15 protein-coding genes are annotated in these 14,033 nt (G+C 42.5%); 14 read left to right on the forward strand and 1 reads right to left on the reverse strand.

Going from position 1 to position 14,033, the window contains the following annotated elements; all coding sequences use genetic code 11:
- Nucleotides 1-43 precede the first annotated feature (43 nt).
- The 7 genes from O3646_RS00350 (at nucleotide 44) to O3646_RS00380 (ending at nucleotide 8,401) form a co-directional block, all read left to right on the forward strand.
- Nucleotides 44-808 (forward strand): hypothetical protein, encoded by a 765-nt coding sequence (locus O3646_RS00350; RefSeq protein WP_070675040.1) that lies wholly within the window; start codon nucleotides 44-46, stop codon nucleotides 806-808.
- Between the two features lie 69 nt (nucleotides 809-877).
- The gene (locus O3646_RS00355) at nucleotides 878-1,756 is read left to right on the forward strand and encodes a hypothetical protein (RefSeq protein WP_129824020.1); all 879 of its coding nucleotides are present in this window, start codon (nucleotides 878-880) and stop codon (nucleotides 1,754-1,756) included.
- Nucleotides 1,737-2,612, forward strand: a complete 876-nt coding sequence (locus tag O3646_RS00360; RefSeq protein WP_371610347.1) for a hypothetical protein — start codon at nucleotides 1,737-1,739, stop codon at nucleotides 2,610-2,612. The genes O3646_RS00355 and O3646_RS00360 overlap by 20 nt, the downstream gene beginning before the upstream one ends.
- On the forward strand, nucleotides 2,605-3,108 hold the full coding sequence (locus O3646_RS00365; protein ID WP_371610348.1) for a hypothetical protein: 504 nt from the start codon (nucleotides 2,605-2,607) through the stop codon (nucleotides 3,106-3,108). The genes O3646_RS00360 and O3646_RS00365 overlap by 8 nt, the downstream gene beginning before the upstream one ends.
- A gap of 152 nt (nucleotides 3,109-3,260) precedes the next feature.
- Entirely contained in the window at nucleotides 3,261-5,621 is a 2,361-nt protein-coding gene (locus O3646_RS00370; RefSeq protein WP_371610349.1) for a DNA translocase FtsK, read from the forward strand.
- A 66-nt stretch (nucleotides 5,622-5,687) separates the two neighbouring features.
- Nucleotides 5,688-6,074, forward strand: coding sequence for a VOC family protein (locus tag O3646_RS00375; protein WP_195326747.1), 387 nt, complete (start codon nucleotides 5,688-5,690; stop codon nucleotides 6,072-6,074).
- Nucleotides 6,075-6,082: 8 nt separating this feature from the next.
- The gene (locus O3646_RS00380; protein WP_371610350.1) at nucleotides 6,083-8,401 is read left to right on the forward strand and encodes an HAD-IC family P-type ATPase; all 2,319 of its coding nucleotides are present in this window, start codon (nucleotides 6,083-6,085) and stop codon (nucleotides 8,399-8,401) included.
- A gap of 190 nt (nucleotides 8,402-8,591) precedes the next feature.
- Here the strand turns inward: O3646_RS00380 and O3646_RS00385 are convergent, their stop codons facing one another.
- The gene (locus O3646_RS00385; protein WP_201089572.1) at nucleotides 8,592-8,936 is read right to left on the reverse strand and encodes a DUF3397 family protein; all 345 of its coding nucleotides are present in this window, start codon (nucleotides 8,934-8,936) and stop codon (nucleotides 8,592-8,594) included.
- A 160-nt stretch (nucleotides 8,937-9,096) separates the two neighbouring features.
- Here O3646_RS00385 and rplK point away from each other — a divergent pair, with 160 nt between their 5' ends.
- From rplK to O3646_RS00420, 7 genes are all read left to right on the forward strand, one after another.
- Complete coding sequence (gene rplK, locus O3646_RS00390; RefSeq protein WP_003005369.1) at nucleotides 9,097-9,522, forward strand: 50S ribosomal protein L11; 426 nt, start codon at nucleotides 9,097-9,099, stop codon at nucleotides 9,520-9,522.
- 97 nt (nucleotides 9,523-9,619) lie between these two features.
- A complete protein-coding gene (rplA, locus tag O3646_RS00395) occupies nucleotides 9,620-10,309 on the forward strand; it encodes a 50S ribosomal protein L1 (protein ID WP_003005355.1) in 690 nt (229 codons plus the stop codon).
- Nucleotides 10,310-10,472: 163 nt separating this feature from the next.
- Nucleotides 10,473-11,204, forward strand: a complete 732-nt coding sequence (pyrH, locus tag O3646_RS00400; RefSeq protein WP_003005706.1) for a UMP kinase — start codon at nucleotides 10,473-10,475, stop codon at nucleotides 11,202-11,204.
- A 19-nt stretch (nucleotides 11,205-11,223) separates the two neighbouring features.
- On the forward strand, nucleotides 11,224-11,781 hold the full coding sequence (frr, locus tag O3646_RS00405; protein WP_003005165.1) for a ribosome recycling factor: 558 nt from the start codon (nucleotides 11,224-11,226) through the stop codon (nucleotides 11,779-11,781).
- A 99-nt stretch (nucleotides 11,782-11,880) separates the two neighbouring features.
- Nucleotides 11,881-12,735 (forward strand): RNA-binding virulence regulatory protein CvfB, encoded by an 855-nt coding sequence (gene cvfB, locus O3646_RS00410; protein ID WP_371610351.1) that lies wholly within the window; start codon nucleotides 11,881-11,883, stop codon nucleotides 12,733-12,735.
- A 10-nt stretch (nucleotides 12,736-12,745) separates the two neighbouring features.
- Nucleotides 12,746-12,961, forward strand: a complete 216-nt coding sequence (locus O3646_RS00415) for a YozE family protein (protein WP_003005127.1) — start codon at nucleotides 12,746-12,748, stop codon at nucleotides 12,959-12,961.
- A 79-nt stretch (nucleotides 12,962-13,040) separates the two neighbouring features.
- Nucleotides 13,041-14,033, forward strand: a complete 993-nt coding sequence (locus O3646_RS00420) for a PhoH family protein (protein ID WP_223345232.1) — start codon at nucleotides 13,041-13,043, stop codon at nucleotides 14,031-14,033.

Here is a 14,033-nt window from a genome sequence, read left to right on the forward strand (position 1 = left end):
ACGAATTCCCTCAAAAACCGTATCATGAATAGGAGGCTACAAATTGGATTATAAAACTCTACGCAAAAACTATAGACTCTATATTAGATCTGCAGGCTTGTTAGCAATGCTTCTGATCTTTTGCATTGGATTAGTGGTCAGGGATACTCTTCTTCAGACTGCTGGCGTTTTATTGGTTATTGCATGCTTGATTTTATTCATCCAATTGCTCAAGAAAAGCTACACCAACAAGTGCAACACCTTGCTCCATGTAGACTTAGATTTAGCTTTTTGGCAGCAATACCTTCAGTTGAACAAGAATGTGAAAAAGCCCATTTTACAGATAGATATTAAGCTGACATCGGTTGCCTATTCGTTTATGATGGGAGATTTTGATACTGTTATAAAGGAAGCTAGAGAAGCAATCAGTCAGACGGATTGTCCGCAGAAATATAAGAACTTTTTTGAGAGTTATCTCATGCGATCTACTGTTCTCACAGATCCTGATTTGACTAGAGAAGAACTGGAGGGTCGGTTGAATGAATTGACCATCACAGACCCGACTTTAGCTGAGAAAACTAAAAAGGTCTGTCTCGCTTTTTATGATTTAACCATTGCCCACCAAAGCAATGACTATTTCGAAGACTTAAGCAATGACTTCAAGTATCAACAGTTGGAAATTATCTACTACCAAGCCTTGAATGCTACTCTTAAAGGTGATAAGGATAGAGCGAAAGAGCTTTTTCGTAAGTTGATTTCAGAAGATGAGTCACTCTATATCGTTCGAAAGGCTAAACAATACTTGGAGGATGAGGGCAGTCATCTGTAAATCCTCTAATCGAAATAGAGATTAATTGAAAGAGCCTGAACAAACACAAGGAGTTTTTGGAAGGTAAGAATGAAGAAATCAATCTTTAAGGCTAATTTTTATGAAAGCCGTCGTTTGCGTCACGATGGCTTTATCGATTATATGGTCAAGGACACAAATAGTCGCAAAATCTACACAAAGCCATTTAGTATTGCTAGGAAACTATTTTCATTTTTGGGGATTTTGTTCCTGTTTGGACTATCAGCAATAACCGATTCAAATATTGCCCATCCACAGAATGGCATGACTGTGAAAACTTGGGGCATCAATTTTTTGCCATTCTGGTTATTTTTCTTGTGCGGTTTTTTGTGGTATGCCATAAGTAAAGTCAATTGTAGAAAACAATACATTGCAAAAGTTCCATATGTTAGCATTCTAAATGGAAACTTGTATATAATATGGATGATATTGTTTGTTAATTTATTCTTTATTAGTGGTTTTGGGAGAACTTTAACCATTCCTGGTTTACTTGTAATTTATTCTCTAATTGGAATCATTGATGGGATGATTATTCGAAAAAGAATATCTTCAATTCGAACTCGATTATATGAAAAACAAACTGATAATGGTTCTCAATCTAAACAAATTCAATTAGTTACAGGATTTGCTGGAGGAATTGTTGCAATTTGGATGGTTTTAAAATTCTTTTTTCCACAAATCGGAGAAGTTAGAACCGATATTATAGGTGTAGTATCAGTGATTGGTATGATATTTCTAATGAATGTGATATTTTTGGGTATGTATTTTATATTACTTTTGCCCCATTCACTGTATGGTTACTATCGAAATAAATATTCAGAAGAATATCGAGAGTTCGAAGGAAAATCACTGGAAGAGTGGTATGGTAAGAAGTACCTGAAAAAACACAAGGAGTTGTTGGAAGATAAGAATGAAGAAATCGATCTTTAAAGCCAGTTTTGAAGAAAGTCTCAATCTCGAAGACGATGGGTTTGTAAAGTTACAGCAAGAGCAACATGATAAGACAGCGAAATTTTTTAAGAATGGGCATGCTTCTCTTTGGTTTCGAATTCGAAGTTTTATTTTATCCCTTATTTTTCCTGTCGGTTTTAACTTCTTTCTGTTGATTGTATCAATGGAATTTCATGAAAGCAAGACGTTAACTCTTCCAATAGCTAAGCATGAATCCTTAACAGTAAATGTATTTTTAATCTTGGTTCTCATTTGGCTTTCTTTCGTTGTGATTGGAAAGTGGGTGAAACGAGCTTACCTGTTACCATATCGCTATCAGTTTCACGTTTTTACATTTTTGGTTTGGTTCATATTGGAAATAGATCTAGTTGTTTTTGACATTTTATTGGCCAATCTATCCACTGCGGAAATCATTGCCATTTATGGAATCATGATGATAGCAACTTACATGCTGTTTACAATTGCGTTAGCAGGATTAAGAAAACTTATGTATGCAGAGGCTTCGGAAGATACTTTCCTTAATAAGATCGCAAAAATGATTTCTCTTTATGGGATGGCTATTTTAGGAATAGGGATCATTATCAAGCATATTTTGGGAATCTTTTCATTAGATGTTTCAACTTCCATCAAGGCATTTGGCTTTTTATTGCTGTGGATCTTTTGTAATATAGTAGTGCTTGCTGTCAGTGCTTTTATAGGCTTACCATACTTCCTCCAAGCCTACTACAAATGGAAATATCCTGAAGAATACCGAAACTGGGAAGGTAAGTCAGTAGAAGAATGGTATGGCAAACAATACCTGAAAAAACACAAGGAGTTATTAAAAAATGAATAAGAATTTTAACGAGATGTCGTTTGATGAATTGAAATGTTACCGTAGAGAAGTTCTTTGGAGATCTTTGGGCTTATTACTGGTCATTATTTTAGTGATTACGGGAATGGTATTTATGGATGTGAACCATGTTTCTCCGTCCAATCAGAATCGTTTTCGGGGTATTGGTTTGACAACGGTCATTGCGCTCTTTGGCTACTTGAAGCCTCTGATGGCAGCAAATCGCGTGATGCGAGACCATCCGGATTGGGTCAAGAAATCAGGTTTCGGAGCAAAAATTCCCTTGCCGATGGCTTGGCATGTCAAAAGACTTTGCGTCCTTGGAGCGAATCTACTGGTGATTGGAGTAGGATTTACCTCACTATATAAACCACAAGTCCAACAGACAAATTTACAAGATCAAATCGATATCATTCAAATGGATCATGACTTGGAAAGAGAGCAAAAATTCGACCAAGTTCTAGATACCATCACACCGGAGGATAAAAAATCTGAGTAAGAACCATTTTGGAATTTGAACATCATTGAATATCGTTCTAAACAGCTCTAAAGAACAGTGCCCACTCGGTGCTGTTTTTCTGCTTTCTGCTACAAATTTATGGAAGAGATTTTACTAGAGAACTAGCTTGGAAATGTGATATAATAAAGGTTATGGCAAACAATAATCAATCAAAAAAAACACGGTCGACAAGACGACTGTCCAAAGCAGAATTAGAAAGAAAAAAAGCAATTCATCGCATGATTGCGACCATTCTGATTAGTCTGGTCTTAATTTTTGCGGCCTTGAAATTGGGGGCAGTAGGGGTCTTAGCCTATAATTTGATCCGTCTTTTTGTCGGAAGTTTGGCTTATTTGGCTATTTTAGCGACCTTCTTCTACCTTTATGCCTTTAAATGGCTGGATAAACACGAAGGGGTGATTTCAGGATTCCTAAGCTTCTTTGTTGGGGTTCTTTTGATGTTTCAGGCCTTCTTTGTATCCTCCCTTCATTTAGACAATAATGGAATCAAGGTCACTTTTTCAAGAATCATGGCAGACTTGATTCATCTGCGAGTGGAGAGTTTTGCCGGTGGTGGTATGATCGGTGCCCTTCTTTATGCTCCGATTTCCTTCCTGTTTTCAAATATTGGCTCTTATTTTATTGGCCTTCTCTTTATTGGATTGGGGATCCTCTTGATGAGTCCTTACTCCATCTATGATTTGTTTGAAAAGGGATCGGAAGCCTTCCACGCTTCTATGGAAAAACGCAAAGAACGTCGCGAGCAGAAATTCCTTGAAAAAGAAGCGAGAGCTGCTGAGGAAGCTGCTGCAGCTGAAAGAGAGCAAGAAGAAGCAAGTGCAGTTCTTCCATCTCCCCTTTCAATGGAAGGGCATCCTGTAGACCCTGAAACGGGAGAGGTGCTGGCGGAAGAGCCGTTCACAGAGACCTTCCCAGAAGCCGAAATTGTCGCACCAGCAACACCAGAGATCTACCTGCCAGATGAAGAATGGCCTGAAGAGCCTGAAGCATACGAAGAGCTTCCGGAAGCCGAAGAATTCGAGGACGATGGAGAAGAAGTTCAAGTGGATTTCACACCTAAGGAACTCCTCCAGTACAAGCTTCCAACCATTGATCTCTTCGCACCTGACAAGCCCAAAAATCAATCCAAAGAGAAAAACATCGTTCGTCAGAATATCCGCATTTTGGAAGAAACCTTTGCAAGCTTCAATATCAAGGCGACAGTGGAGCGGGCAGAGATCGGTCCTTCTGTCACCAAGTATGAAGTCAAGCCAGCTGTTGGTGTGCGGGTCAACCGCATCTCCAACCTAGCAGATGATTTGGCCTTGGCCCTAGCTGCCAAGGATGTGCGGATTGAAGCACCAATTCCAGGGAAGTCTCTGGTCGGGATTGAAGTGCCCAACTCAGAGATTGCGACCGTTTCCTTCCGTGAATTGTGGGAGCAGTCCAAAACAGATCCAGCTAAACTCCTTGAGATTCCTCTTGGGAAGGCTGTAGATGGTTCAGCTCGGACTTTTGATTTGGCTCGGATGCCCCACCTCTTGGTAGCGGGTTCGACCGGATCTGGTAAGTCAGTAGCGGTCAATGGGATTATTTCGAGTATCTTGATGAAGGCCCGTCCGGACGAAGTCAAGTTTATGATGGTCGATCCAAAGATGGTGGAGCTTTCAGTCTACAATGATATTCCTCACCTTTTGATCCCAGTTGTGACCAACCCACGAAAGGCCAGTCGAGCCCTGCAGAAGGTCGTTGATGAGATGGAAAATCGCTACGAGCTCTTCTCGAAAGTGGGTGCTCGCAATATTGCTGGCTTTAATGCCAAGGTGGCTGAGTACAATGCCCAGTCTGAGATGAAGCAAGTTCCCCTTCCATTGATTGTGGTCATTGTTGATGAGTTGGCAGACTTGATGATGGTCGCAAGTAAAGAAGTGGAAGATGCTATTATTCGCCTTGGACAAAAGGCGCGTGCAGCGGGGATCCACATGATCTTGGCAACTCAGCGACCATCGGTTGACGTTATCTCCGGTTTGATCAAGGCCAATGTGCCTTCCCGTGTCGCTTTTGCGGTATCATCTGGGACCGACTCACGGACCATCTTAGATGAAAATGGAGCAGAGAAATTGCTCGGTCGCGGGGATATGCTCTTTAAACCGATTGATGAAAATCACCCGATCCGTCTACAAGGATCCTTTATCTCTGATGATGATGTGGAGCGGATTGTCAACTTTGTCAAAGAGCAGGCAGAAGCTGATTATGATGATGCCTTTGATCCAGGAGAAGTATCGGAGTCAGACTTTGACGGAGGCATGGGTGGCTCTGATGAAGGTGATCCTCTCTTTGAAGAGGCCAAAGCGCTCGTCATCGAGACCCAAAAAGCCAGTGCTTCGATGATCCAGCGCCGCTTATCGGTTGGTTTTAACCGGGCGACTCGCCTCATGGAAGAGTTGGAAGCAGCGGGTGTGATTGGACCAGCTGAAGGGACTAAGCCTCGAAAAGTGTTGCAACAATCATAAGGATAGGGAAAAAGGGCATATGGCCCACTCCCTTTTCTTTTTATAGAAAATAGAAAGTAGGACCAGATGAAGTTAGACACGATTCATCATATTGCCATCATTGGACGGGATCGCGACGCCATGTTGCACTTTTATGTGGACCAGTTGGGCTTTGCGATTGTCAGTGAGTATGACCGTCCTGAACGCGGAGATATCTTGATCAATCTCCGTCAGGGGCAGCTGACTTTAGAACTCTTTATCAAACCGACGGCCCCAGACCGTCCGAAGCTCCCCTTGCCCGAGCATGCGGGACTGCGTCATCTGGCCTTTCAAGTGGACGATGTAGAGACCTATCTAGCTAGATTGGATCAGCTAGGTATTGAGAATACAGGCCTTCGCTATGATGATTTTGATGGCAAGAAGATGGCATTTTTCTTCGATCCAGAAGGATTGCCCTTGGAAATACATGAGTGAGGAAAGCAATGGTTAGATTAGAAGGACTCAGTCAGGAAGAAGTAGCGGAAAAGATCCAAGAGGGCAAGCAAAATAAGGTCACAATCAAGACAGAAAAAAGCCTAGGACAGATCATTCGAGACAATGTCTTTACCTACTTTAATCTGATATTTTTGATTTTGGCTATTTTGCTGGTAGCAGTGAAATCTTGGAACAATCTCTTGTTTGTCCCGATTGTCGTGGTCAACTCCTTAGTTGGTATTGTGCAGGAAGTCCGCTCTAGACGGATCTTGCGTCAGATGCAATTTCTACACATGAGTGAGGCGATCGCTCTTCGCGAAGGCAAAGAAGTCGCTCTACCTATCGATCAGCTGGTGGAGGGTGATCTGGTTCTCTTTCAAGCTGGAGATCAGATCTATGCGGATGGGGTCTTGCTGGAGGGCGAGCTAAAAGTCGATGAATCGCAATTGACAGGTGAAGCTGATGAGGTCAAAAAAGGAGCGCAAGATGCGCTCATGTCAGGTAGCTTTGTGATTGCTGGTCAAGGACTGGCACGATTGGAAAAAGTGGGGAATGACTCCTACATCAACCAATTGAGCTTGGAAGCCAAGCAGGTCAAGTCCCATGAGGAGTCTGATATGGTTCATGCAGTTAACCGCATCGTAGGGATCATTGGTCTCCTTATCATTCCGCTAGGTTCCCTCCTTTTTCTTCGTAGCTATATCAGCCTAGGCGATAGCCTAAAGCTCAGTGTGACTTCAACAGTCGGAGCCTTGATCGGGATGATTCCAGAAGGTTTGTACCTCTTGATGACCTTGGCACTGGCTCTTGGTGCTGTCAGATTGGCCAAGGAAAAGGTTCTGCTCAATAGCATGAAGGGGATTGAGACATTATCGCGCGTGGATGTCCTTTGTGTCGATAAGACAGGGACCATTACAGAGCCTGGTATGGAAGTGACAGAGATTCGTCCAGTTAAAGACGCTCAAGACTTGGAAGCTCTAGCTCAGTATGTAGAAGCTAGTATGGATCAAAACGATACCATGGATGCGATCCGAAAATTCCACAAGACGCCAGTCAGCCGTCCTTGGAAGACTCTTGAAATACTGCCCTTTACGTCCAAGAAAAAGTATGGGGCCATTGCCTTTGAATCGGGGATCTATGTATTAGGCGCTCCAGAATTTGTTTTACGAGAGAGCTTCTCTGAGCTTGAAAAAGAGATCGCCCCTGCTACTCAGGCAGGCCATCGGGTCTTGGCCTTTGGAAAATATAGGGGAGAAGACCTTAGAGAGACGTTAGAGGCTCCTGTAGATTTGGTAGCCTGGATTATTCTCTCCAATCCTTTGAGAAAAAATGCCAAAGAAACCTTCGCCTACTTTAAAGAACAAGGTGTAACCATTAAGGTCATTTCAGGGGACAACCCTGCTACCGTCTCAGCTATTGCACAAAAAGCAGGAATTGAAGGAGCAGAGGATCTAATCGATGCCAGAACTTTACTGACGGAAGAAGACATGCACCAGGCAGCGAGCCAGTATACAGTCTTTGGTCGGGTGACCCCAGAGCAAAAGAAAAGCCTTGTAGAAGGCTTGCAGGCAAAGGGGCATAAAGTAGCTATGACCGGAGATGGCGTCAATGATATTCTGGCCCTCAAAACAGCGGATTGTAGTATTGCGATGGAATCTGGAAATGATGCGACCAAAAAGATGGCGCAAGTGGTCTTACTGGATTCTGACTTTGGGAAGATGCCGTCTATCGTGGCAGAAGGTCGTCGTGTGGTCAATAACATTCAACGATCAGCTAGTCTCTTTTTGATCAAGAATATCTTCTCCATTCTGTTGGCTATCTCAGTGACGCTCTTAGCCTTTACCTATCCCATCATGCCGTCGCAGATGTCTTTGATCAGTGGATTTACGATTGGGATTCCAGGATTCTTTCTAGCGCTCGAGACCAATAGCGAGCGCATCAAGGGGCGCTTTATTGAAACGGTCTTTAAAAATGCGCTACCTGCTGCCTTGACGGATTTTATACTGATCTTCAGTCTGGTATTGCTCTCTTCAACATTTGGCATGAGGTCAGAAGAGCTCTCGAGTGTAGCCATCTGCTTGATGGCCTTCGTCGGTTTTACCATCATCTACCAAGAATCCCAGCCTCTCAATCACTACAAGAGACTGGTTCTCCTAGGAAATATCCTAGCTTTTCTGGTTTCAAGTAGTATCTTAGGAAAATTCTTCAACATGAGCCCCTTGAGGCTTCAAACGCTGCTTATCTGCGCCATCATGGCGGTTCTTGCTCTCATATTGATTCAAGTCTTCAAGAAACTAGTGGGCTGGTTCTTTCATCGGAAGAAATAAAAGAAAGAGAGTGGGACAGAAATCGGTCATTCGTTAGAATTCGATTTCGTCGTCCCACCTCCACACAGTTGAGTAGGGCTGTAAAAGCTGATGAAATCAGCGTAGTAGAGCCCACTCAACCACTGCGTCTTGCTCGACAATCCAAAAACAATTAAGAGGCTAGGACTTTTGTCCCAGCCTCTTTTTGGCATTAGATAAACAAACTAGCGGTTAGGATCAGATAGAGCAAGAAGGTGACTAGAAATCCAGCGCGCCAGAAGTATTTGATAAATTTAGGGTAATAAAAACACTTTTTCTTTTTTAAGAAATAAATCGTTAGCCCCAAGGCTAAAAGCGAAAGGCTTAAAGCTAGTAGCGGTAAGAGGCTGTGATAAAAGGCGCTGTCTGAGATCAGGTAGTACTCCAAGGCAAATAAAGGAAAGGCAATATCAGTGGATCGCCATCCTCTTTTTTGGAGTTTAAAGAGGTGAATGATGATGCCGCTCAGAATCAGCGTTAAAAAAATAAATAATACAGAAGCAACTTTGATTAACATAGCTTCATTCTATCATAAAACGAAAAAAAAGTTTACTATATTTTAATTTTTTCTTGCAAAAAAAGAGAAATCGTGTATAATAGAAAGGTATGCACAAAGCATACTTGTGGGAGGTAAAAATCTGTAATTACCGCCAAAACCACAAAGGAGGATTTAAGAAATGGCTAAAAAAGTCGAAAAACTTGTAAAATTGCAAATCCCTGCTGGTAAAGCTACTCCAGCTCCACCGGTTGGTCCAGCGCTTGGTCAAGCAGGTATCAACATCATGGGATTCACTAAAGAGTTTAACGCTCGTACAGCTGATCAAGCTGGTATGATCATCCCAGTTGTTATCACTGTTTATGAAGACAAATCATTCGATTTCGTTACAAAAACACCACCAGCTGCTGTTCTTTTGAAAAAAGCTGCAGGTGTTGAAAAAGGTTCAGGTACACCGAACAAAACAAAAGTTGCAACTGTAACTCGTGCACAAGTACAACAAATCGCTGAAACTAAGATGCCAGATTTGAACGCTGCAAACATTGAGTCTGCAATGCGTATGATCGAAGGTACTGCTCGTTCTATGGGATTCACTGTTACTGACTAATTGTAACAATCCTATTTGCCCGCAATACACTTGATCAAATGACGAGTGACGTGGGAGATGAAAATCGATATGACCACATTACAAGGAGAAAGATAAAATGGCTAAAAAAAGCAAACAACTTCGTGCTGCTCTTGAAAAAATCGACAGCACAAAAGTCTACAGCGTAGAAGAAGCTGTAGCTCTTGCAAAAGAAACTAACTTTGCAAAATTTGACGCAACTGTAGAAGTTGCATACAACTTGAACATCGACGTGAAAAAAGCTGACCAACAAATCCGTGGTGCAATGGTATTGCCAAACGGAACTGGTAAAACAGCTCGCGTTCTTGTATTTGCACGTGGTGCAAAAGCTGAAGAAGCAAAAGCTGCTGGTGCAGACTTCGTAGGTGAAGATGACCTTGTTGCGAAAATCAACGATGGTTGGTTGGACTTCGACGTTGTTATCGCTACACCTGACATGATGGCTCTTGTTGGACGTCTTGGACGTGTCCTTGGACCACGTAACTTGATGCCAAACCCTAAAACTGGTACAGTAACAATGGATGTTGCGAAAGCAGTTGAAGAGTCTAAAGGTGGTAAAATCACTTACCGTGCTGATAAAGCAGGTATCGTTCAAGCGATCATCGGTAAAGTTTCATTCGATGATACTAAATTGGTTGAAAACTTTAAAGCTTTCAACGACACAATCCAAAAAGCAAAACCAGCTACAGCTAAAGGTACTTACGTAACTAGCTTGACTTTGACTACAACTCAAGGTCCTGGTATCAAAGTGGATGTTAACTCACTTTAATTGAAATGAAAAGCTGCCTTCGGGTAGCTTTTTTTGTACTCCATTTTTATTTGCTACAGTTGGTAAAACTAATCGGATGGAAAAAAGAAAATTTTGATGGATATGACTATATAAAAAACGTAATTTATGGTAAAATAATACAGATCAAAAAAGGAGAGAGAAAATGGTAGAACCTAAGTATAAACGTATCTTAATCAAGCTATCTGGTGAGGCTCTTGCAGGCGAACGTGGTGTCGGAATCGATATCAAAACTGTCCAAAATATGGCCCAAGAAATCAAGGAAGTTCACGAACTTGGAATTGAAATTGCCTTGGTGATTGGAGGGGGAAACCTTTGGCGTGGAGAACCTGCTGCTGAAGCAGGGATGGATCGTGTCCAAGCAGACTACACAGGGATGCTCGGTACTGTCATGAACGCTCTTGTGATGGCTGATTCGCTACAACAAGTTGGCGTGGATACCCGTGTTCAAACTGCGATTGCTATGCAACAAGTTGCAGAACCATATATCCGTGGTCGTGCCCTTCGTCACCTTGAAAAAGATCGGATCGTGATCTTTGGTGCAGGGATCGGTTCTCCTTACTTCTCAACAGATACGACCGCAGCCCTTCGTGCAGCTGAGATTGAAGCAGATGCCATTCTTATGGCCAAAAATGGGGTCGATGGTGTTTACAATGCCGATCCGAAAAAAGATGCTTCAGCTGTGAAATTTGAGGAATTGACTCACCGTGATGTGATCAACAAAGGTCTTCGCATCATGGACTCAACAGCCTCTACTCTCTCCATGGACAACGACATTGACTTGGTTGTCTTTAATATGAATGAACCAGGCAATATCAAACGCGTTGTCTTTGGTGAAAATATCGGTACAACCGTATCAAATAACGTAGAAAAATAATAGAAAATAGAGGAAGATTATGGCAAACCCAATCGTAGAAAAAGCAAAAGAAAGAATGACCCAGTCTCACCAAAGTTTGGGACGTGAATTTGGTAGCATCCGTGCTGGACGTGCAAATGCAAGTCTTTTGGATCGTATTTTCGTAGAATACTACGGAGTAGAGACACCATTGAACCAATTGGCATCTATCACCATTCCAGAAGCGCGTGTCTTGTTGATCACACCATTTGATAAATCATCTTTGAAAGACATCGAGCACAGCATCAATGCTTCTGACCTTGGTATCACTCCAGCCAACGATGGATCTGTTATCCGCTTGGTTATCCCAGCTTTGACTGAAGAAACTCGTCGTGACTTGGCAAAAGAAGTGAAAAAAGTGGGTGAAAATGCTAAAGTAGCGATCCGTAACATCCGTCGTGATGCTATGGATGAAGCGAAGAAACAAGAAAAAGCAAAAGAGATCACAGAAGATGAATTGAAAGGTCTTGAAAAAGAGATCCAAAAAGTTACGGATGATGCTGTTAAGCATGTAGATGAAATGACAGCGCACAAAGAAAAAGAATTGATGGAAGTTTAATCCATCCCAACCATTACAGGAAAGAAAGACTCAGTTGGCACTGCTGGCTGGGTTTTATTTCCATTATTCTTGTGAAGAGGCAAGAGGAAAGAAGGAAACATGAATACGAATCTAGCAAGCTACATCATGGGAATGGTCATCGATGAAAATGATCACTTCTATTTTGTTCAAAAAGATGGCCAGACCTACGCGCTTGATAAAGCAGAAGGCCCACACAAAGTCGGAGAAAGTGTCAAGGGCTTTGCCTATACGGATATGAAGCAAAAGCTCCGACTCACGACACTTGAAGTCACTGCAACTCAAGAAAGCTTTGGCTGGGGAACGGTCACGGAAGTGCGCAAGGATTTGGGAGTCTTTGTGGACACAGGGCTTCCAGATAAGCAGATTGTTGTCTCACTAGATATCCTACCGGAGATCAAAGATCTATGGCCTAAAAAGGGCGATCGTCTCTATATTCGTTTAGAAGTCGATAAGAAAGATCGGATTTGGGGGATCTTAGCCTACCAGGAAGATTTTCAGCGTTTTGCTCGTCCAGCCTATAACAATATGCAAAACCAAAACTGGCCAGCCATTGTCTACCGCTTGAAATTGTCTGGAACCTTTGTTTACCTTCCAGAGAACAATATGCTGGGCTTTATCCACCCAAGTGAGCGCTATGCAGAACCACGTTTGGGAGAGGTCTTAAATGCCCGCGTCATTGGATTTCGTGAGGTGGACCGGACCTTGAACCTATCTTTGAAGCCACGTTCGTTTGAAATGTTGGAAAACGATGCCCAAATGATTTTGACCTATTTGGAAGCCAATGGTGGCTTTATGACCTTGAATGATAAATCATCTCCAGAAGAGATCAAGGCAACTTTTGGGATTTCAAAAGGCCAGTTCAAAAAGGCCTTGGGTGGCTTGATGAAGGCCAAAAAAATCAAGCAGGACCAGTTTGGAACAGAGTTAATCTAAGAGGAGGCTTATGCGAAAATCGTTTTATACTTGGTTGATGACGGAGCGTAATCCTAAAAGCAATGCTCCTAAGGCCATTCTAGCAGATCTTGCTTTTCACGAGTCTGCTTTTCCCAAGCATACAGATGACTTTGACGAGGTCAGTCGCTATCTAGAAGAGCATGCGAGCTTTTCCTTTAATCTTGGCGATTTTGATGCGATTTGGGAAGAATACCAAGCCCACTAGAGAAGGATAGGTCGAGGATGGTTTTTTCTCGGCCTCTTTGTTATAATAATAGAAAAATACAGGTAGAGAGGTTCTTTATTTGCAAGAACATTCAGTTGAAATTACATTAACGCATCCAGACGATCTCTTTCATTTGTTTGGATCTAACGAACGCCATCTTCGTTTGATGGAGCAAGAATTTGGGGTAACTATTCACGCCCGGACAGAAATCGTCCAAATCATTGGGGAAGAAGAAAGCTGCGAGCAGGTTCGTCAAGTCATCCAGGCTCTTTTGGTCCTCGTCAACCGTGGCATGACCATTGGAACGCCGGATGTGGTGACCGCCATTACCATGGTGAGAAATGGTGAATTGGATAAGTTCATCGCTCTCTATGAAGAAGAGATTATCAAGGATAGTTACGGTAAGCCCATTCGAGTTAAAACGCTTGGTCAAAAGATCTATGTGGATAGTGTCAAGAATCATGATGTCACTTTTGGGATTGGACCAGCGGGGACTGGGAAAACCTTCCTAGCAGTGACCTTGGCTGTGACTGCCCTCAAGCGTGGTCAAGTCAAGCGGATCATTTTGACGCGTCCTGCTGTTGAAGCTGGAGAGAGCCTTGGTTTCCTTCCAGGAGATCTCAAAGAAAAAGTAGACCCTTATCTACGTCCGGTCTATGATGCTCTTTATCAAATTTTAGGGAAAGACCAAACCACTCGGATGATGGAACGAGAAATTATTGAGATTGCGCCTTTGGCTTATATGAGGGGGCGGACCTTAGACGATGCCTTTGTCATTCTCGATGAAGCGCAAAATACCACCATCATGCAGATGAAGATGTTTTTGACCCGTCTTGGTTTTAATTCCAAGATGATTGTCAATGGGGATACCAGCCAGATTGACCTTCCTCGAAATGTCAAATCAGGCTTGATTGATGCTCAGGAGAAATTGAAGAACATTTCTCAAATTGACTTTGTGCATTTCTCTGCCAAGGATGTCGTTCGCCATCCAGTAGTAGCAGAAATTATCCGGGCCTACGAGCCCATCCCAAATCCAGTCCTCAAAGAAAAACCGGATGTGGAAGAAGAATAA

Origin of the sequence: Streptococcus sp. 27098_8_148 (assembly GCF_041432105.1) — a bacterium.
GTDB lineage: Bacteria > Bacillota > Bacilli > Lactobacillales > Streptococcaceae > Streptococcus > Streptococcus parasanguinis_AE.

Bases quoted from the DNA above. Each gene is read 5' to 3' on its own strand.
- O3646_RS00355 (WP_129824020.1), top strand. From the start codon at position 878: ATGAAGAAATCAATCTTTAAGGCTAATTTTTATGAAAGCCGTCGTTTG.
- O3646_RS00360 (WP_371610347.1), top strand. From the start codon at position 1,737: ATGAAGAAATCGATCTTTAAAGCCAGTTTTGAAGAAAGTCTCAATCTC.
- O3646_RS00365 (WP_371610348.1), top strand. From the start codon at position 2,605: ATGAATAAGAATTTTAACGAGATGTCGTTTGATGAATTGAAATGTTAC.
- O3646_RS00370 (WP_371610349.1), top strand. From the start codon at position 3,261: ATGGCAAACAATAATCAATCAAAAAAAACACGGTCGACAAGACGACTG.
- O3646_RS00375 (WP_195326747.1), top strand. From the start codon at position 5,688: ATGAAGTTAGACACGATTCATCATATTGCCATCATTGGACGGGATCGC.
- O3646_RS00380 (WP_371610350.1), top strand. From the start codon at position 6,083: ATGGTTAGATTAGAAGGACTCAGTCAGGAAGAAGTAGCGGAAAAGATC.
- O3646_RS00385 (WP_201089572.1), bottom strand. From the start codon at position 8,936: ATGTTAATCAAAGTTGCTTCTGTATTATTTATTTTTTTAACGCTGATT.
- rplK (WP_003005369.1), top strand. From the start codon at position 9,097: ATGGCTAAAAAAGTCGAAAAACTTGTAAAATTGCAAATCCCTGCTGGT.
- rplA (WP_003005355.1), top strand. From the start codon at position 9,620: ATGGCTAAAAAAAGCAAACAACTTCGTGCTGCTCTTGAAAAAATCGAC.
- pyrH (WP_003005706.1), top strand. From the start codon at position 10,473: ATGGTAGAACCTAAGTATAAACGTATCTTAATCAAGCTATCTGGTGAG.
- frr (WP_003005165.1), top strand. From the start codon at position 11,224: ATGGCAAACCCAATCGTAGAAAAAGCAAAAGAAAGAATGACCCAGTCT.
- cvfB (WP_371610351.1), top strand. From the start codon at position 11,881: ATGAATACGAATCTAGCAAGCTACATCATGGGAATGGTCATCGATGAA.
- O3646_RS00415 (WP_003005127.1), top strand. From the start codon at position 12,746: ATGCGAAAATCGTTTTATACTTGGTTGATGACGGAGCGTAATCCTAAA.